The organism is Thiorhodococcus drewsii AZ1, assembly GCF_000224065.1.
In the GTDB taxonomy this organism is placed as follows: domain Bacteria; phylum Pseudomonadota; class Gammaproteobacteria; order Chromatiales; family Chromatiaceae; genus Imhoffiella; species Imhoffiella drewsii.
Window position 1 is genome coordinate 1 of record NZ_AFWT01000038.1, and the last position, 18,729, is coordinate 18,729.

16 protein-coding genes and 1 tRNA gene are annotated in these 18,729 nt (G+C 61.4%); 7 read left to right on the forward strand and 10 right to left on the reverse strand.

Features of this window, described 5'->3' with window-relative positions; genetic code table 11:
* Positions 1 to 416 precede the first annotated feature (416 nt).
* The 5 genes from THIDRDRAFT_RS18755 to THIDRDRAFT_RS18770 form a co-directional block, all read right to left on the reverse strand.
* Positions 417 to 920, reverse strand: coding sequence for a hypothetical protein (locus THIDRDRAFT_RS18755; protein ID WP_007042482.1), 504 nt, complete (start codon positions 918 to 920; stop codon positions 417 to 419).
* A 13-nt stretch (positions 921 to 933) separates the two neighbouring features.
* Positions 934 to 1,431 (reverse strand): hypothetical protein, encoded by a 498-nt coding sequence (locus THIDRDRAFT_RS25825; RefSeq protein WP_139058812.1) that lies wholly within the window; start codon positions 1,429 to 1,431, stop codon positions 934 to 936.
* 325 nt (positions 1,432 to 1,756) lie between these two features.
* Positions 1,757 to 2,128: a hypothetical protein gene (locus tag THIDRDRAFT_RS18760; protein ID WP_007042484.1), complete on the reverse strand. Its 372-nt coding sequence runs from the start codon at positions 2,126 to 2,128 to the stop codon at positions 1,757 to 1,759.
* Complete coding sequence (locus tag THIDRDRAFT_RS27355; RefSeq protein ID WP_425358450.1) at positions 2,118 to 3,008, reverse strand: phage integrase N-terminal SAM-like domain-containing protein; 891 nt, start codon at positions 3,006 to 3,008, stop codon at positions 2,118 to 2,120. Before THIDRDRAFT_RS27355 ends, THIDRDRAFT_RS18760 begins: the two co-directional genes overlap by 11 nt.
* A 204-nt stretch (positions 3,009 to 3,212) precedes the next feature.
* Positions 3,213 to 3,803, reverse strand: a complete 591-nt coding sequence (locus THIDRDRAFT_RS18770) for a helix-turn-helix domain-containing protein (protein ID WP_007042486.1) — start codon at positions 3,801 to 3,803, stop codon at positions 3,213 to 3,215.
* A 556-nt stretch (positions 3,804 to 4,359) separates the two neighbouring features.
* On the opposite strand from THIDRDRAFT_RS18770, the gene THIDRDRAFT_RS18775 reads away from it, so the two are divergent.
* The 4 genes from THIDRDRAFT_RS18775 (at position 4,360) to THIDRDRAFT_RS18790 (ending at position 7,762) form a co-directional block, all read left to right on the forward strand.
* Positions 4,360 to 4,432 (forward strand) — tRNA-Ile (locus THIDRDRAFT_RS18775).
* A gap of 524 nt (positions 4,433 to 4,956) precedes the next feature.
* Complete coding sequence (locus THIDRDRAFT_RS18780) at positions 4,957 to 6,177, forward strand: slipin family protein (RefSeq protein WP_007042487.1); 1,221 nt, start codon at positions 4,957 to 4,959, stop codon at positions 6,175 to 6,177.
* Positions 6,178 to 6,288: 111 nt separating this feature from the next.
* Positions 6,289 to 6,480, forward strand: coding sequence for a hypothetical protein (locus THIDRDRAFT_RS18785; RefSeq protein ID WP_007042488.1), 192 nt, complete (start codon positions 6,289 to 6,291; stop codon positions 6,478 to 6,480).
* A gap of 106 nt (positions 6,481 to 6,586) precedes the next feature.
* Positions 6,587 to 7,762 carry an RtcB family protein gene (locus tag THIDRDRAFT_RS18790; protein ID WP_007042489.1) on the forward strand — a complete coding sequence of 392 codons (1,176 nt, stop codon included), beginning with the start codon at positions 6,587 to 6,589 and terminating at the stop codon, positions 7,760 to 7,762.
* Positions 7,763 to 7,805: 43 nt separating this feature from the next.
* Here the strand turns inward: THIDRDRAFT_RS18790 and THIDRDRAFT_RS18795 are convergent, their stop codons facing one another.
* The 4 genes from THIDRDRAFT_RS18795 to THIDRDRAFT_RS18810 form a co-directional block, all read right to left on the reverse strand.
* Positions 7,806 to 8,747: an L-lactate dehydrogenase gene (locus THIDRDRAFT_RS18795; protein ID WP_007042490.1), complete on the reverse strand. Its 942-nt coding sequence runs from the start codon at positions 8,745 to 8,747 to the stop codon at positions 7,806 to 7,808.
* Between the two features lie 207 nt (positions 8,748 to 8,954).
* Positions 8,955 to 9,578: an SPOR domain-containing protein gene (locus tag THIDRDRAFT_RS18800; RefSeq protein WP_007042491.1), complete on the reverse strand. Its 624-nt coding sequence runs from the start codon at positions 9,576 to 9,578 to the stop codon at positions 8,955 to 8,957.
* Between the two features lie 3 nt (positions 9,579 to 9,581).
* Entirely contained in the window at positions 9,582 to 11,363 is a 1,782-nt protein-coding gene (gene argS / locus THIDRDRAFT_RS18805; RefSeq protein WP_007042492.1) for an arginine--tRNA ligase, read from the reverse strand.
* A 173-nt stretch (positions 11,364 to 11,536) separates the two neighbouring features.
* Positions 11,537 to 13,774 (reverse strand): primosomal protein N', encoded by a 2,238-nt coding sequence (locus tag THIDRDRAFT_RS18810; RefSeq protein ID WP_007042493.1) that lies wholly within the window; start codon positions 13,772 to 13,774, stop codon positions 11,537 to 11,539.
* Between the two features lie 473 nt (positions 13,775 to 14,247).
* On the opposite strand from THIDRDRAFT_RS18810, the gene THIDRDRAFT_RS18815 reads away from it, so the two are divergent.
* The 3 genes from THIDRDRAFT_RS18815 (at position 14,248) to THIDRDRAFT_RS18825 (ending at position 16,348) form a co-directional block, all read left to right on the forward strand.
* Entirely contained in the window at positions 14,248 to 14,856 is a 609-nt protein-coding gene (locus tag THIDRDRAFT_RS18815) for an HNH endonuclease (protein ID WP_007042494.1), read from the forward strand.
* Complete coding sequence (locus THIDRDRAFT_RS18820; RefSeq protein WP_007042495.1) at positions 14,853 to 15,728, forward strand: fructosamine kinase family protein; 876 nt, start codon at positions 14,853 to 14,855, stop codon at positions 15,726 to 15,728. The genes THIDRDRAFT_RS18815 and THIDRDRAFT_RS18820 overlap by 4 nt, the downstream gene beginning before the upstream one ends.
* 110 nt (positions 15,729 to 15,838) lie before the next feature.
* The gene (locus THIDRDRAFT_RS18825) at positions 15,839 to 16,348 is read left to right on the forward strand and encodes a SixA phosphatase family protein (RefSeq protein WP_007042496.1); all 510 of its coding nucleotides are present in this window, start codon (positions 15,839 to 15,841) and stop codon (positions 16,346 to 16,348) included.
* A 20-nt stretch (positions 16,349 to 16,368) separates the two neighbouring features.
* Here the strand turns inward: THIDRDRAFT_RS18825 and feoB are convergent, their stop codons facing one another.
* Positions 16,369 to 18,729: a Fe(2+) transporter permease subunit FeoB gene (gene feoB / locus THIDRDRAFT_RS18830; RefSeq protein WP_007042497.1), complete on the reverse strand. Its 2,361-nt coding sequence runs from the start codon at positions 18,727 to 18,729 to the stop codon at positions 16,369 to 16,371.

The window sequence follows — 18,729 nt, forward strand, 5'->3', positions numbered from 1 at the left end:
TCGCCCAGATCAATCGAGGCCAATTCTTCCGACGCCCAGCCCATCGTGTGCTCCAACATGTCTCAGAAAAAATAGTTCGCTATCGTACACTCAGAGTTCTGTGTAATGGGATGGGTTAAGCGGCCCCGCTTGCACGCCCTGGCAGAATAAGCTCCGCCGCGTCTGTGGGGTCCGCTCTTTAACCGCTTGTTGGACGATCTAACCTTATTCGTTAGGCGATTATTGATTGTAATGTTGGGATTCCCCAACCAGGGCTTTGAAGGTGCGAAAATACAATATTCATAATCATAAACTTACGCCACTTGCTCACCATCGTTTTAGCGCCATTGACGAGATAAAGGATTCGCCAGTTGAGCCAAATCAGAGCGTTACGCGTGAGCACTTTGCGTGACCTTAAAAGCCCTGGATTCCCCAACCTACGTGGGCTGATTACCAATAAGCCCCATTATTCCTTCTGGCAACGGAAGTCTGTTTTCGGTACCCCGTTGCTTTGCGTTCTGACAGTCGTTGAAATAAGTAATCATGAAGTTTGCAAATCTTCCTTCATGCGCATTTTTGTTTTCTTTTTTATACATGTTGTCAAGGATTTGTTTTCCATGATTGTATATCAGAAGCACCATTGGTTTTGGCATGTCAGAAAAATTATCGATTAATTCTCTTTTCATTTCATCCAGGCTGTCCAAAAAGTCCTTGTAGTCTTTTAGTCTCCTTTTTTGTCTTTCCTGTTCCATTTCCAGTTCACCCTTGTGTCGAGCCTTAATAAGATCGATGGCATGTGCTATTTCCTGTTCCCCTAGCTGTTTTTTTCTTTTTAATTCTAACAGATCATCACAAGCTTGCTTTTTCCAGGCCAAATCATTGCCTTTAAATGCCGTGATGACATCAACTACAAAACTTGCAATTTCGTATCCGCCAGCCACTTTATGACTCCTCTCAATCTAAAAGGTTATCGAGCTTTTGGTTTAATTGGTTTGGCTTTGTATTAATAATTAGTTGATGAAGGGAGTATGCCGACTTAAAATCATGAGTGCCAATATAAGTTGCAAGCTTATTTTCAATCCTTTCGAGGTTATTGGGAGTTATGTATTGTTTTCTCTTGCTTGTCTCCGACCTGATAATATTCGCCATTTGCGTCATATTGATTTTGTTTGCAGAATTTGAAGTCGAGCTAAAATTGGAATCGGCTCTTATTTTTATTTTCTTCATTTTGCGATTATAGTCTCGCTGACTTAGATGTCGCTGAACGTCATGATGCTTAGCCACTTTGCGTTGGATAAACATAAAGACATAGATTATAGAGCTAGCGATGACAAATAATGTAATAGTGAATGATGTGCCGCCGATTTCTTCAATGGCTACCCAAAGCAATAATACAAAAAAACCAACAACAAAAATTGTTATTGTGGTAATAAAATAATATAGAAATGGCATTCAAAAAACCTCATTATCTTGTTTTTGCTTTATCTTAGATTGCAATGGCCGAACCGACACCCCGACCCAGGGAAATCGCATCAAGAAACGCTTATATAGATTATCCATCAATGTCTTATGCGACAGCGTGAAAGCTGGTTGTACGTTGTAAGGCATTGATCTATAAAGTCGTATGATCGCCCTGCACCCCGACCTAACATGCAATGGACGGCGCAGCCGTCCAGCCAAAGTTTCTAGATCTAGAAACATGCTTGCATATTTAGATGCTTGGCATGCAAATCTAGATACCTAAATCTAGGCGCCTACATTTAGATACCTTGGTCGTTTACTCAGGCACGACTTCATCCTCTCCCACGAGTCTGTTTTCGAGTCCCAACACAATCACGTTTTTATACTTCATTTCCCAAAGTTTTTGACGCGGCCGCCAAATGCAGGTTTTCACCTGCTGTCGCAGTTCCGCTTCCCAATAGTCGACGCGGACGGCCACTCGGCGCGACGTCGCGAATTCGGATGGTTGGGAAATCCTGGTCATTGGGGTTTCCCAGTCGGAGACCTCTTCGACGAGTTCCACCGTTGTGTAGCGCCTGCTCGTCTGCTTATCATATCTATAGTGTACGCAGATCAATCGCTCTCCATATTTCTCCATCAAGCGTTTGGTGCCCTTCTGTCCTGGCTTCAGGGTCGTTTTAGTCATCATGGAGATGAGTCCACGAGCCAATGAGCTTCGTCAAGGAACTCTTCACGCCCATCGGCCCTTTGTTCATCACGTGCGTATAGATCATGGTCGTGCGCACGTCGCTATGGCCAAGCAATTCGCACGGTTCGGATGTCGTAGCCGTCTTCGAGCAGGTGGGTGGCGAAGCTGTGTCTGAGTGTGTGACAACTGCCGTGTTTATGGATACCGGCACGGGCGATGGCATTCTTGACGGCTCGCTGGACGGCTGATTCGCCGATGTGATGGCGACAGGTCTTTCCCGAGCGTGGATCGGTTCGACCAGATCGGGTGGGAGCAGGGTGACGCGGTCCTTGGCGCCTTTTCCGCGGCGGACGCTGATCTGATGGCGTCCGAATTCGACATCCTGGATGCGCAGCCGCAATGCCTCGAGCAGGCGTAGACCGGAGCCGTAGAGCAGGGCGGCGACGAGCTTATGCGTCCCTTCGAGATGGCGGAACAGGCGCGCGATCTCGTCGCGGTCGAACACCGTCGGTAGGCGCTCCGGGCGTTTCGCGATCGCGATGTCTCCGAGCGTCAGGGTTTCGCGACCGAGGATCTGCTTATAGAGAAAAACGAGTGCGTTGAGGGCTTGATTCTGGGTCGAGGCGGAGACGTTGCGCTCGACGGCGAGATGGTTGAGGAAGGCGACGATCTCCGCCTCGCCCATCTCGCGGGGGTGGCGTTTGCCGTGGAAGAGGATGAAACGCTTGGCCCAGCCGAGATAGGCCTGCTCGGTGCGGATGCTGTAATGCTTGAAACGAATGCGCTCGCGCATCTCTCCGAGCAGCCGCGAACCGCTAACGATCCGGTCGGTGTCGGTCCGGGGAAGGGCATCGCGAAGCGGTTCGTGTTTGATTGGCATGTCCGACAACACCATCCCGGCGATACGGTCTGGATTCGATGCTAGCTTGTCTTACACGATATGACAACGGCTGGAGTGTGGGCGGGCGTTTCATTGCGGGCTTCGAGCCCGCGAGTATCCGTTTGCTCTCCCAGCCTGCTGGAACCTCACAACGACCTCATGATGGCGGGCGAAACGCGAGCAAAGGCTGGCGAGTCCGGCGGGTCAAGCGGACTGGAGCGAATCCTTCAATGCCCTGACCGTGGCCATCAGGATCGGCCGCTGGGCGGCGGGAAGCTCGGAATAGATCATCATCAGCTCCCGCATCTCCTCGGGAAACGAAAGGAACAGCGGGTCGCGCTCCACATGCTGCTCGTCGAGCCAGCCCGGCTGAGTGCCGAGCAGACGTTCCAGGCGTCGCGCCAGTTCGTCCGTGATCGGCAGGAAGGGGTTGTCCAGGTGTTCCCTGAGCCGCTTGCGCGAGATCCGCAGCCGTTTCACCGTCTCGTCCAGACGCTCCTGATCCTCTTCGATCCCATCCATGGCGTGCGTCAGGTTCTGGTGTCGAACCGCCTGCAGATCGCGCTCGTTGGGCCGGATGGGGCCCTGTCCGAACATCAGCCAGCAGGCTGACACGCCGGTCGCCTCGGCGATCAGCAGCATATCGTCCGCGCTGGGCGTGGAGATTCCGGCCTCGTAGTTGCCGAGGCGAGAGGATTTCCAGCCCGGAATGCGGGCGAGGAGACTGGCCTGGGTGCGAAACCCCGCCATCTTGCGGGCGAGCTTGATACGGCCTGGTATGTTGGTTGATTGCATAGGGTCGTTGCTTGGGTCCTGTGTCGGTCGGTATCGGTTGCGATCTCGTCGCCGCTGTTTTGGATGAGAAGCCGCCAGGCTCTGTTTCACTTGCGCTGGCGGCTGGCGGCTGGCGGCTGGCGGCTAATTTTACAAGAATCTTGATATTTATGTTGACTTGCTTGAAATTCTGGCTAGACTAGCCAGCCATCGAAATCAGCAGTCAATTCAATCGTGAGGAACAGGATTCAGATGACATTCAGAGACGACATCGATCAACGAGGGAACCGCGGCTCCTTGCTGGGGCGGACGCTGAGTACCCTGTCTCTGCGCTGAGTCTTTCTGCGATTGCGATCTCGGAAGGCCTGGCATAAGGGCCTTCCGGTGGGATACGAAACCCCGACCGGGAGCACTGGTCGGGGTTTTTTATTGCCTGAAGATCGAGGATTTCAGGCATCACCATCTTGCGGAGATCGTCGAGCGATCAGCGCCTGGGGTTCCCTATGCCCCGGTGGCGGACCTGGGCGCCCAGTGCGTTCCCTCGGTCCGTACCCATTGCTCGATATGACCGTGAGGCGACAACGTAGCTCAGTGGGTAGAGCAACTGGCCGATAACCAGTCCGTCGCGGGTTCGACTCCCGCCGCTGTCTCTTTGGCGACTGACCGTCGCCCTCGATTGGAATACCCGTCCAATCAAAACCACAGGGTGAGCCCCGGCCCGATCGGATGGAACTGCGTGCCGCATGGCGGCCGGCAGGGAGGCCGGATCGGGGGCGTCGTGACGATCTTGTGCCAGGGTGCGACGCATGGATCGAAATCGTGCGGTTTCGAGCGATCTCGCCGGATGGCGGGCGATGCCGCAGGGATGCGAATCGATCGAGCCGAATGATACCGGTCATGCAGCTGCCCTGGCCCATCGGCGCAACGTGGGGCGAGCCTGTCCACTTTCAGCCGGTGGTTTCGAGCGGCCGGCTCCGAACGATGTCCGGCCTGAGCTGGACACCGAATCGATAGAACGCCGGGATCGGGCCGAACGTTGGCGACCCGATCCCGGCTCCACCAACCAACCAACGACAACAGGTCACTGCAATGCCGGATTCTTGATCGGGGCGGCGGGCGGGCCGAAACGGCCGGTCATGTCGTCGATAGCGACGGCACAGAGGAGAGCGGGAAGATGAACATGATTGGATACAAGCGACAGGTCGTCGCCCAGCACGAGCGTGTGCTGGTGCTAAGGAATGGAGTGCTGGATCAGGTGCTCGGACCTGGCGTCTATCGCTGGCTGGATATCGTCGGATCGCTGGAGTTCGAGACCTTCGATCTGACCGATCCGGAACTGGCCCATCCGCATGCCGAGGTGTTCCGCAAGGAGTCCTCAACGCTCTGGAATCTGTGGGTCGAAACGGTCGAAACCGGCGAGCATGAGGCCGGGCTCATCTATCTGGACGGACAGCTGACCCGCCTGATTCCGCCCATGAGCCGTCGCTTCTACTGGAAGGGGCCGGTCGAGGTGCGGGTCGAGCGAATCGATCTGACAGAGGGGGCCGCCGTGGGGGCGGAGGTGATGGAGCGCATCCGCCGGATGCGCCATCGGGATGGCTGGACCAGGGCAGCGGCCGAGTATCGGGCCAAGGCACGGTCGGCCGGAAGCAAGCTGCCGGGTGCCGAGTTCCTGGACAACATCATCGAGGAGGAGATCGCCGACCATGAGACGGGTCTGTTGCTGCTCGATGGCCGGCTGGTCGGGACCCTGGAGCCGGGCGTGCACGCCTTCTGGAATTTCGATCGCAATGTCCAGGTTGAGCTGACGGATCTGCGTCTGCAGGAGCTCGAGGTCCAGGGCCAGGAGATTCTGACCCGCGACAAGGTGAGTCTGCGGATCAACCTGAGCGCCCAGTATCGGGTTATGGATCCGGTCCAGGTTCGGGCCGGGTTGCCCAAGCACAAGGACTTCCTGTACCGGGAACTCCAGTTCGGACTGCGCCGGGCCATCTCGGACCGGACCCTGGACGAACTCCTGGAGCGGAAGGGTACGACCGAACAGGAGGTGCTGGTCGCCATTCGCGAGCGGGCCGAGCCGCATGGGATCGCGATCGAATCATTGGGGATCAAGGACGTCATCCTGCCGGGCGACATGAAGCAAATCCTCAACCAGGTGGTGGAGGCGGAGAAGGCGGCCCAGGCCAACCTCATCCGTCGACGCGAGGAGACGGCCGCGACCCGGTCGCTGCTCAACACCGCCAAGCTGATGGACCAGAACCCGGTGCTGCTGCGGCTCAAGGAACTGGAGGCGCTCGAGCGCGTTACCGAGCGGGTCGGCAACCTGACCGTCTTCGGCGGCATGGAATCGCTGCTGCAGGGACTGGTCCGGATCGAGGCGCCCAAGGGGGGATGAGCGGCCAGCCTCCAGCTGCCAGCTGCCAGCTTTGGCGCGATGGGGCGCGCTGGTCAGGACGAAACGGAATGCCGCCATGGACGGCGGCCCTTCATGAAAGGACGAATCGAGATGAACAAACGGAGAAACCCGGTGGCCCGATCGCCACTGTTGCGCAAGGGCGGTCCACACGTGCGATCCGCCTCCAGCATCCGCGCCGGCCATCGCCGGGCCATCGAGGACGGCATCGACGCCTTCCATGGACTCGATCCGGTCGAACCTGACCGGGTGCGAGGTCGCGGGAATACGGATAAGACAGTTTGAACCGCAAAGGCGCGAAGAACGCAAAGTCATTCGATATTCGACCTTAGCGCGCTTTGCGCCTTTGCGGTTCGATTCGATGAATTTCGGTTCGTCGACGGAGAGACACATGCCTATCAAGCGAGTCATCAGCAAGGGCCGAGTTCCGGTCAAGATCTATACGGACGACGTGGCCGAGAATGCCATGAAGCAGCTCGAAAACGTCGCCCATCTGCCCTTCATCCATTCGCATGTGGCGGCGATGCCCGACGTGCATTGGGGAATGGGGGCGACCATCGGCTCGGTGATCCCGACCCTCGGGGCCATCATTCCCGCCGCCGTGGGCGTCGATATCGGCTGCGGCATGAACGCCCTGCGGCTGTCGCTGCGTGCGGACCAGTTGCCGGATTCGCTGGCCAAGGTGCGTTCGGCGATCGAGGCCCGAGTGCCGGTCGGGATGGATGGCCATGGCCAGGAGCACTGGTGCGATAAAGGATTGGCGCGCGTGGCGCCCGGTCTCGAGCCCATCCTGGCCAAGCATCCCAAGATCAACGCCCGTTGGCAGAGCCAGCTGGGTTCGCTGGGCGGTGGCAACCACTTCATCGAACTCTGTCTCGACGAGTCCCAGCAGGTCTGGATCATGCTCCATTCGGGATCGCGCGGGATCGGCAACCGGATCGGGATGCATTTCATCGAGCGGGCCAAGCGCGAGATGGAGCGCTGGAAGATCCAGCTGCCCGACCAGAACCTGGCCTATCTGCCCGAGGGTAGCCAGCACTTCGACGACTATGTGGAGGCGGTCGGTTGGGCGCAGGACTATGCGATGGAGAATCGCCGTCAGATGATGCGGCTCATCATTGAGGCGCTGCGCGGCCAGTTGCCGCCCTTCGAGGCGACCTCGGAGGCGATCAACTGTCATCACAACTATGTGACGCGCGAGCACCATTTCGGCAAGGAGGTCTATCTCACCCGCAAGGGTGCCATTCGGGCGCGCGAGGGGGATCTGGGCATCATCCCAGGGAGCATGGGGGCCAAGTCCTACATCGTGCGCGGACTGGGCAACCCCATGTCATTCTGCTCCTGCTCGCATGGAGCGGGTCGGCGCATGAGCCGCGGCGAGGCGACCCGTCGCTTCAACCGCAAGGATCTGGAGGCCCAGACCCAGGGCGTCGAGTGTCGCAAGGACAAGGGTGTGATCGACGAGATCCCCGCCGCCTACAAGGACATCGACGCCGTCATGGCGAACCAGAGCGATCTGGTCGAGGTCGTGCATACGCTGAAGCAGGTCTTGACGGTAAAGGGGTAGGCCCTCAACCGCTGGACGGATGGGGAGGCGCGCCGGTATGCGCTCAGAGGTCGAGCGAGTGCAGACAGCGTTTCAAGGTCTCGGCCGATGTAGTCAGTGCCTGCCGTTCCGCGTCGTTCAGCGGAATGGGGACCCGTCCACCAGCGCCTCGGAGTCCGACGGCGACCGGGATGCTCAGGCACACGTCCTCGATACCATATTCGCCGGCAAGCCGCACGCTGATGGGGAGCACGCTGTTCTGATCCTCCTGGATGGTGCGCACCAGATGGGCGAGCACCAGCCCGATGGCCCAGTTGGTGTAGCCTTTGCGTGCGATGATCTCCTCGGCCGCACGGCGCACCTGGGTCAGGATTTGGTCCATCTGCGCCGGATCGTAGGGCTTGCCGAGGATACTGTTGCCGCAGATCGGTGTGCCTCCGATGTTGGCATGGCTCCAGACGGCGATCTCGGAATCCCCGTGCTCGCCCAGGATGAGGGCATGAACCGAGCGCGGATCCACCATGTAGTGCTCGGCCAATAGGGTGCGCAACCGGGTGGTGTCGAGCATGGTTCCGGTGCCGATGACCTGTTCGTGAGGGCGCTTGGAGAGCGTCTGCATCACATAGGTGAGCACGTCCACCGGGTTGGAGGCGATGATCAGGATGGCCTCGGGGGCATGACGGTCGAGCTGCTCGGCGATCTGGCGGAAGACCGCCGCGTTGCGGTTGAGCAGCGAGAGGCGGTCTTCGCCGGGCCGTTGTCCGACACCCGCCGTGACGATCACGATCTGGGCCTGGGCCAGATCGGCATAGTCCCCCGCCCGTACCCGACGGCGACCGACATAGCCCTGGGCATGCATGAGATCCATCGCCTCGCCTTCGGCCCGGTTTCGGTCCAGGTCGACGAGGATCAGCTCGTTGGCGATGCGCTGCTGGAAGAGGGCATTGGCTGCGGCCATGCCCACCTGTCCGGCACCAATGATTCCGATGGTATGTTGATACAGCATGCTGTCGTTTCCTTTGGTCAGATTTTCGTTATGGTCCGCCGAGTTGAGAGCTTCTTCCGGCTCATTATTCGGTCGCGTCGTGTGTGTTATACCCGTCTCGGTCCCTCCATGAATCGTTCGCAGAAACAAGAATGGCCCAGCCGTTGAGCTGGGCCATCAGGTTTTTTTGCGGCTGCGGTGCTCGATGTCCCGTCCGCCCGACGTACCCTATTTGATCGGGTACACCATGCTGTCTTTGCCGTGCTTTCTCAGGATGGCGCGGATCTTCTCGACTTCCTGTTTGCTGGCGTAGGCGCCGGTACGCACGCGGTGTGTGACCCGGCCGCTCGACAGGGTCGCCACCTGGATGTTGGTGGAGATGCCCAGCAGGGCCAGTTCGGCCTTAAGCCGCTCGGCATCGGCCTGGCGTCCGAATGAACCGATTTGGACCACATAGGTCCCGCTGCGCGGCTTCACCGTGTCATCCGGCGGCGTGGAGGCTGCTGGGGCCGCCGTTTGAGGCTTGGCGGCGGGCTTATTCGGCTCCACTCGCGGCGGTGGGCGCGGTGCGGGTGGCGGAGGCGGCGGGGCGCTATCGCCGATGTCGACCTGGGTATCGGACAGGATCTCCTGGAACCTGAAGTTCGGCGCGGCGTGCGGCTTCTCCGTCTCGGTCGCCGGCTTGGCGGCGGTCTCGGGAGAGCCGCTGGTGTCGCTGTGCCGCGCGCTCAGGATGTTGGTGGCCAGAACACCGAACGCGGTGCCTATCAGGAACCACCAGACGCAGGAACGGTTCTGTTTGCGCTTCTGGCTCGCTCGAATCGGAGTGCCCCGTCGGTAATCCCTGGCCATAGGTTACATGCTCTCTGGTGACGAGACGCCGATTAATCCCAGGCCATTGCGCAACACCTGCCGCACGGCCAGGATCAGCTTGATGCGGGCGTCGCGCAGGACGCCGTCGTCCACCAGGAACTGGTGGGCGTTGTAATAGGTGTGGAAGTCGTTCGCCAGCTCGCGCAGATACTGGGTGAGCTGGTGCGGTTCGGCCTTGAGTGCGGCCGACTCCACGACCTCCGGGTAGCGGATCAGGGTGCGCAGCAAGGTCTCTTCGTGCGCCTCGGTCAGTCGCTCCAGGTTGGTCGCGCCCGGGCTCGGATCGACCACCAGCCCCTTTTCGGCCGCCTGGCGCAGCACGCTGCAGACACGCGCGTGGGCATACTGGACGTAATAGACCGGGTTGTCCGAGGACTCGGATTTGGCCAGGTCGAGGTCGAAGTCCAGATGCTGCTCGCAACGGCGCATCACATAGAAGAAGCGGGCGGCATCGCGTCCGACCTCCTTGCGCAGTTCGCGCAGGGTGACGAACTCGCCGGACCGGGTCGACATCTGCGCCTTCTCGCCGCCACGGTAGAGGATGGCGAACTGAACCAGCAGCACCTCCAGACGCTCGGCGTCGCCGCCGAGCGCCTGCAGCGCGGCCTTCACGCGCGGAATATAGCCGTGATGGTCGGCACCCCAGATGTCGATGACGCGGTCGAACCCGCGCTCCATCTTGTCCATGTGGTAGGCGATGTCGGAGGCGAAATAGGTGGCCTGGCCGTTGTCGCGCACCACCACGCGGTCCTTTTCGTCGCCGAAGGCGGTGGAGCGGAACCAGAGCGCGCCCTTCTGTTCGTAGATGTGGCCGCTCGCGCGCAGCCGCTCGATGGCCTTGTTGACCGCGCCGCTCTCGGTCAGCGAGCGCTCCGAATACCATTCCTGATAGTCGACCCCGAACTCCGACAGGTCGGCCCGGATGTCGTCGAGGATGGTGTTGAGCCCCAGTTCGAAGACATAGCGGTAGCGGTTGTCGCCCAGCAGACGCTTGGCTGCGGCGATGAGGCCGTCGATATGGGCCTCCTTGTCGCCGGCCGCGTTTTCCGGTTCGCCCTCGATCGGTGCATCGGCCGGGAGGTCGGCGAAGACCTGATCGGCGTCCACACGGTAGGCATCGCCGTGCTCGCGGTGCAGGGTGGCGGCGATGTCCCAGACATAGTCGCCCTTGTAGCCGTTGCTCGGGAAGCGCAGCGCCTCGCCGCACAGCTCCAGATAGCGCAGCCAGACCGAGGTGCCCAGGATGTCCATCTGGCGGCCGGCGTCGTTGACGTAGTACTCGCGATGGACGTCGAAACCGACCGCAGCGAGCAGATCGGCCACCACCGCGCCGTAGGCCGCGCCGCGTCCGTGCCCCACATGCAGCGGGCCGGTCGGGTTGGCCGAGACGAACTCCACCTGCACGCGCTTGCCGGCACCGACCTGGCTCAGTCCGTATGCCTGCCCAGTCGTCAGGATCTGCGGTACGACCGAGTGATAGGCGCCCTCGGCGAGGAAGAAGTTAATGAATCCGGGACCCGCGATCTCGACCTTGTCGATCAGCGGGGAGGCGGGCAACGCCTCGATCAGTCGCTGCGCCAGATCGCGCGGCTTGGTACGGGCGAGCTTCGCGAGCACCATCGCCAGATTGGTGGCGAAATCGCCGTGGCTGGTGTCTTTGGTGCGTTCCAACTGAGGCTCGGGCAACGTTTGAAGGTCGAGCAGACCCTGGTCGACGAGGGTTTGGAGCGCGGTGGCGATGAGATCTTTGATGTCTTGCTTCATGCAGATTGACGCTTTGGTCCTGGCACACGGTCGAGCACGCGTAGCTGCCGTTTGGATGGCTGGCTCGGGCCCTGAACTGGTCCGCAATGGGATGAATCGGGATGCCTCGGCGCCTGGTCGCGGCGACCGAAGTGGTTGTGATCACAGACCATTAGAATACCTGAATCCATCGACTAGAGCATGTCCTGCGGGTCCACGTCCAGCGACCAGCGTAGCCCCTTGGGAGGACGCAGCGTACGCAGGGCCTGGTTCCAGCGGGCGAGGAAACGCTGGAGCGCGGGGCGCTCGTTCGACAGCACCATGAGCTGGCTGCGGTAGCGGTTGGCGCGGCGCTCCATCGGGGCTGGTGCCGGGCCGAGCAGATGGACGACGCTCGGATCCAATCCCTCGGCCAGTGCGCGCGCCTCCCGCAGGAAGGCCGTCGGCTGGTCCGCCTGCGGGGATTCCGCGCGCATCAGAACCAGATGTGCGAAGGGCGGGAGTTCGGCGGCCTGCCGTTCGGCCAAGGCGGCGGCGGCGAACCCGGAATAGCCGTCGCGCAGCAGTGACTGGAGCAGCGGGTGCTCGGGGTGTCGCGTCTGGAGCACCACCCGGCCCGGTCGTTCGGCCCGTCCGGCACGGCCAGCGACCTGAACGATGAGCTGCGCCGTGCGTTCGGGGGCACGGAAGTCGCTGGCATAGAGTGACTGATCGAGATCCAGGATGCCGACGAGCGTGACCTGCGGGAAATCGTGTCCCTTGGCGAGCATCTGGGTTCCGAGCAGGATCTGGATCTCGCCGCGCCGGATCGACTCCAGCACGCGATCCAGCTCGCCCCGGCGTCGTGTGCTGTCGCGATCGATGCGGGCGATGCTGGCCTCGGGAAAGAGCGGGCGCAGTTCATCCTCCAGCCGTTCAGTGCCGCGTCCAATCATGCGCAGATCCTCGCCGTTGCAGCTTGGGCAACGCTCCGGCAGTCGGTTCGACCAGCCGCAATGGTGGCACCAGAGCCGCCGTTGACCGAGGTGCAGGGTTAGGCGCGCGTCGCAGTGCGGGCATTCGCCGACCCAGCCGCAGTGATGGCAGGTGTAGAGCGGTGCGTAGCCGCGCCGATTGAGGAACAGCAAGATCTGATTGCCGGCGGCCAGTTCCGACTGCATGGCCGTGCGCAGCACGTGCGAGAGGCCGGCCTTGAGCGGTTGGTCGCGGATATCCAGTAGCGAGATCGTCGGCGCCTGTGCGCCGCCGGCGCGCTGCGGCAGTCTCAGCCAGCCATAGCGTCCGGATGTGGCGTTCTGAAGGGTTTCCAGCGAGGGCGTGGCCGAGCCCAGCACCACCGGGCATCCGACCAGCTGGGCACGTCGCACCGCCAGGTCGCGGCCCGAGTAACGGAATCCGTCCTGCTGTTTCAGCGAGGCGTCATGCTCCTCGTCGACCAGGATGAGCCCCAGACGCGGGATGGGCACGAAGATCGCCGAGCGCGTCCCGAGGATGAGGGTCGCCTCTCCGCGCGCGGCCCTGTGCCAATTGAGCTCGCGTTCGCTCGCGTTCAGGGCGGAGTGGAGCACTGCGATGGGACCGGGAATGCGCTGTCGGAAACGGTCGCGCAGCTGCGGTGTCAGGCCGATCTCGGGCACCACCACCAACGCCTGCTGTCCGGTCGCGACGAGGGTCTGGATGAGTCGGATATAGACCTCGGTCTTACCGCTTCCGGTGACGCCTTGAAGCAAGAAAGGACGGAAGGCGCCAAGGGCTTCGCCGATCGTCTCGACCGCCCTGTGCTGATCCGCGTTCAGTTCGGGACCGTCGGGGCTGATATCAACGACGGCCGGTGCCGGCGCCTTCAGCCGGCAGCGTTCGATCAGACCCTTGCGCTCAAGCGCACGAATGCCCCCCGCGCAATCGCCGAGTCGAGCGGAGAGCTCCGGTAGCGGCACTCCGTCTGGGCACTCGCGGGCCGTCTCCAATAGGATGCGCTGTTTGGGCGCACGGGACAGTGTCGCCAGGTCTAGACTCAATCCTTGCGCGGTCGCCCGGATCCCCGGGACCCATTCCTCCAGGATCGGGCTGGGCTGGCGCAGTCGGGCGGGCAGGGCGGTGAAGAGTGCGGTGCCGAGCGGCTGCTGATAGTAGGCGGCGGCCCATTGGATGAGGGCGAGATCCTTCTCGCCGAAGATGGGTTCGGCATCCAGTGCTTTTTCGATCGGCTTGAGCCGCGCCGGATCCTCCTGGGTCGCGTCGGCGATCTCGACCAGAATGCCGACCCGCTGGCTCCGCCCGAAGGGCACCAGGAGTCGTTGTCCCGGGGTCGGCCGAGCGGTTGAGTCCGAGGGCGGGAGATAGTCGAAGAGTCCGAGCAGGGGGGCCGCGATGGCGACCCGCAGGATGATCGTTGGGGCGTCATCGGAAGGGCGTTCGAGGTTTACGCTCACGTCGTCGCTGCGTCTCCGTTCAAGGGCCGCGTTGATACTCCGTTGGTGCTAGAGATGGCTGTCTGGCGGTACCGTCGAGCGAGGGGAGTCTTCATTTGTTCACAATGCCTGTGGATAAGTCTGGGGATAGCCTTTCGTGGGCGCTCCCAAGTTGGCGTCATTCAAGCGCTCCTGCGGTTCTGGTAAAATATTGACCAGCCACCGTTTGAGAACAAAAAATCAATAAGTTGCGCGATCATCCCGGTTAGCTTGGAGCGGTTGTCTTGACAGGCTCGAAATTTAACCGAGACCCTTTAGAGGGTGTGAATGATCAAGTGGTTAACCCCATTTAGAGGCTGTTCGATTCTCGGTCTCATCAGAGGTTTTGGGTCTGCATCCAGGCGCGAAATCCTCTCCCGATCGTCCACCGAGCATCGTTTGCGCAGGTGCCGCAAGCGTGTATGATGCTCGCAAATTCCGAGCCGCTTCCGACTATGTTGCCATTGAATCAACAGGTACTGCGAACGGATCTGGCCGGTATGCCACTCGAATGGGTGGATTACCGGACCGCCGCCCGACTCTATTTTCTCGGTCAGGTCGCCTACTCCTGCGGCGATCCTCTGTTCCTGTTGCGTGGCGGCATCAATGCCGCGACCCAAATCCAAAGCCGGCTTCTGATTCACTCCATCATCGCCACGGTCGGCCTCCATCGCTCTCTGAACAAACTTCAGAGTGACGACTATGTCCCCCCGCTCTCCAATCGCACCCTGTTTCAGCGCGACGACCACATGTGCATGTACTGCGGTCAGCGGTTCTCGCCGCGTCTGCTGTCGCGTGACCATGTCCGCCCCTCCAGCAAAGGTGGCGAGGATCACTGGAACAACCTGGTCACCGCGTGCATTCGCTGTAACAACTACAAGGCCGGCCGTTCTCCCGAGGACGCTGGAATGGAGTTGCTGGCGGTTCCCTTCACACCGACGCACGCCGAGTACGTCTATCTGATGGGCCGCAACGTGCTGGCCGATCAGATGGAATTCCTGCGCGCCCATTTTCCTCGCTGCAGTCCGCTGTTGCGCCGGCTCGGACGCGAGAGTCGTCCATGAACCAATGGGTTGGGATCGCCGACTCGATCGGCGATGCGACAGGCGAGTCGTTTCGGGTCGAGCAGGAGCAAGCGGTCGGCGGCGGCTGCATCAATCGGGCGGCCGTGCTCGGCGATGGTTGTCGCCGCTATTTCGTCAAGCTGAACTCGACCGACCGCGTCGAGATGTTCGCGGCCGAATTCGAGGGATTGATCGCGCTGGCCTCGGCCGAGGCCATTCGGGTTCCCCGCCCGATCTGTACCGGCGTCGCCGACGGTCAGTCCTTCCTCGTTATGGAGCTGTTGGATCTCGGCGGGAGGCTGGATGGCGCGCTCGCTGGCGAACGGCTGGCGGACATGCATCGCTCCAGCGCCGAGACCTTCGGTTGGCACCGGGACAACACCATCGGCTCCACCCCGCAGAGCAATCGCCGGGAGCGCGACTGGGTGTCCTTCTGGCGCGAGCAGCGTCTCGGCTATCAGCTGAGACTCGCCGCCGCCAACGGCCACGGCGGCGACTTGCAGCGCGACGGTGAACGCCTGATGGCGGATCTCGGCCTGTTGATCGGGCACGATCCCGTTCCCTCCCTCCTGCACGGCGACCTTTGGGGCGGGAACATCGGCAGTACCCCGGACCGGCAGCCGGTGATCTTCGATCCGGCCGTCTATTACGGGGATCGCGAGGCGGATCTGGCGATGACCGAGCTCTTCGGCGGCTTCGGTTCTGAGTTCTACGCGGCCTACCGCGCCGCTTGGCCGCTGGATCCGGGCTACGGAGTCCGTCGCCTGCTCTACAACCTCTACCACGTCCTCAACCACCTGAATCTCTTCGGCGGCGGTTATCTCAGCCAGTCGCATCAGATGATCTCACGCCTATTGGCTGAGATACGTTAAGGGAATTGCGTCGCGCGGTTACGCCAAAATGACGGATGTGTTAAAAACCGCCATTGTTGTCATTGGCAGGTTGTCGACCCAGATTGATCTACGCCGACCCCTTCTTTTCCATGTCCCGAGAACTCCTGCTGCTCCGTCACGCCAAGTCTGATTGGGACTCTGGCACCTCGACCGATTTCGATCGTCCGCTCGCCAAACGCGGTAAGAACGACGCACCCAAGGTGGGGGCCTGGCTCTATCGCGAGGGGTTGGTGCCCGATCATGTCGTCAGCTCGCCGGCCGAGCGGGCCCGTCAGACCGCGACTAAGGTATGCAAGCGGCTGGATTTCAAGAAGAAACGCATCGTTTGGGATGCCGCCATCTACGAGGCCAGACTCCCGGAGCTGCTTGAGGTGCTGTCACGGGTTCCGCCCGAGGCTGCGACCGTGCTCCTGATCGGTCATAACCCCGGACTCGAAGAGTTGCTGAGACATTTGGTCGCGGACGATTACGAGCCACCAGGCGATGGCAAGCTCCTACCCACCGCCGCCGTTGCCCGGCTCGAAATGCCGGACGATTGGGGGCTGCTCGATCCCGGGAGCGCGCAGCTCTTGTCCTTGACTCGACCGCGCGCCCTTTAGGGGTCGCCGGTTTCCGCTCTTCAGGCGTCGATCGCGCTTCGGCCAGCTTCGGCCTGTCGGGCGCCGATGGCCCAGAACCGCAGACCGACGATCACCCCGACCAGCAGTGTCAGTCCCCCTCCGATCCAGAGTCCCGCGCCCAGCGGGTCACGCTCGAAGGTCGCGGTCTGGTAGAAGATGCTGGCCGCGAGGAAGGCGACGCCCGTAGTCCAGGCACCGACGAAGAGCGCCCAGCGCACGCCGGCCTCGCGGACGATGGCCCCGATGGTCGCGGCGCAGGGGAAGTAGAGCAGCACGAACAGCAGATAGGCGAATGCGCCGGCCTGTCCATCGAAGCGTTCGGTCATGGCGTTGAAGGTCTTGCTGCCGACGCCCTGTTCCTCTGCGGCGACGTTCTGATCGCTTAGATCGCCGACGTCGAGTCCGAGTGGGTCGAGCAGGCGCGCACCCAGCGCCGAGAGGTTCTCCTCGATCGAGGAGGCGGCGCGCCCCAGATCGCGCCACAGATCGAATGGCTCGGGCGTCTCGGTCGGATGTTCTTCCTCGGCCAGGCGCCCATAGAGCGAATCCAATGTTCCGACGATGACCTCCTTGGCGAGAACGCCGGAGAAGATTCCAAGCACGGCCGGCCAATTGTCCTCGCGGATGCCCATGGGGGCGAACATCGGGGTCGCGGTGCGGCTGATGGCGGCCAGGACGGACTGGTCGCTTTCATGGTTGCCCATCGAGCCGTCGCTGCCGATGGTGGCGAGGACGTTGAGGATGAGCACCATCACCACGATGACCTTGCCCGCCTCGCGCAGGAAGAGCCTGACCCGGTCCCAGGTACGCAGCAGCACGCCCTTGACGGTCGGCAGGTGATAGGGTGGCAACTCCATCAGTAGACCCGAGCTGTCGCCCTTGAGCAGGGTGTGCTTCATCGCCAGTCCGGATAGGACGGCGACGGCGATGCCGGTCAGATAGAGCGCGAAGACCAGGTTCTGGCCCGAATGCGGGAAAAAGGCCGCCGCGAACAGGGCGTAGACCGGAAGTCTGGCCCCGCAGGACATGAAGGGATTCATGAGGATGGTGAGCTTGCGTTCGCGTTCGCTTTCGAGTGTGCGGGTCGCCATCACTGCCGGGACGTTGCAGCCGAAGCCCACGATCAAAGGCACGAACGCCTTGCCCGGCAATCCGATCGAGCGCATGAAGCGGTCCATGACGAAGGCCGCGCGCGCCATGTAGCCCGAGTCCTCCAGGATCGAGAGCACGATGTAGAGGCTGGCGATGATGGGTATGAAGGTTCCGACCACCTGCAGACCGCCGCCGATGCCCTCGGCCAGCACCAGGGACAGCCAGTCGGGTGCATTCAGGTCGTGAAGCAATGCCCCGAGTCCGTCGACGAACAAGGCCCGGCCGGCGAGATCGAAAAAGTCGATGAAGGCGCCCCCGATGTTCATGGTGAACATGAACATGAGATAGATCATCAGCAGGAAGAGCGGGATGCCGAAGATACGATTGAGAACGACCCGGTCGATGCGGTCCGATAGGGTGCGCTCGACCCGGTGGCTCTCGCGCATGACCCGTTGCGCCAGGGCGTGTGCATGGCCGAAGCGGGTATCGGCGATGTGGAGGTCCGCGTCTTCTCCGGTGCGCACGGCGATCTGATGACGCAGCTGTTCAGCGCGTTCCAGTATCTTGGGGGCGACCGATTGCTCGGCCGAGGGGTCCGATTCGAGGAGCTTGAGTGCCAGCCAGCGGCTGTTGGCCCGATCGGCGACCTCGCTCAGACTGGGTGCGAGGTCCGCGATCGCTTCCTCGACGAATTCACTCTGGCCCAGTGGCAGCCCGGCCGGCTCGCGCCCCTCGGCGACGGCCAGGAGGCGTGCCTGGAGCTCGGTCAGACCCTCCTTGGCGACCGCCACCACGGGGACGACGGGGCAGCCGATCGTCTCCGCAAGCTGAGCGATGTCGATCCGCACGCCGCGTTTGCGCGCGACGTCCATCATGTTGAGTGCGACGATGACCGGAATGCCCATCTCCAACAGCTGGACGGACAGATAGAGATTGCGCTCCAGGTTGTTCGCATCCAGGACGTTGACGATGAGGTCGGCTTCGCGGCTGAGGAGGTAATCCCGCGTGACCACCTCGTCGAGCGAGCTGGCGTCGAGCGAATAGATGCCTGGCAGGTCGATGACCTTGATTCGGCGGTCATCCAGCTCCAGAGAACCTTCCTTACGTTCGACCGTGACGCCCGGCCAGTTCCCGGTGGTCTGGCGGATGCCGGTCAAGGCGTTGAAGAGCGCGGATTTACCGCAATTTGGGTTGCCAGCCAGTGCGACGGTGAGTGGGCGCGGCGGCTGCGCCGAGACGGCGGTGGGGTGCGAATTAGGCGCTGTCAT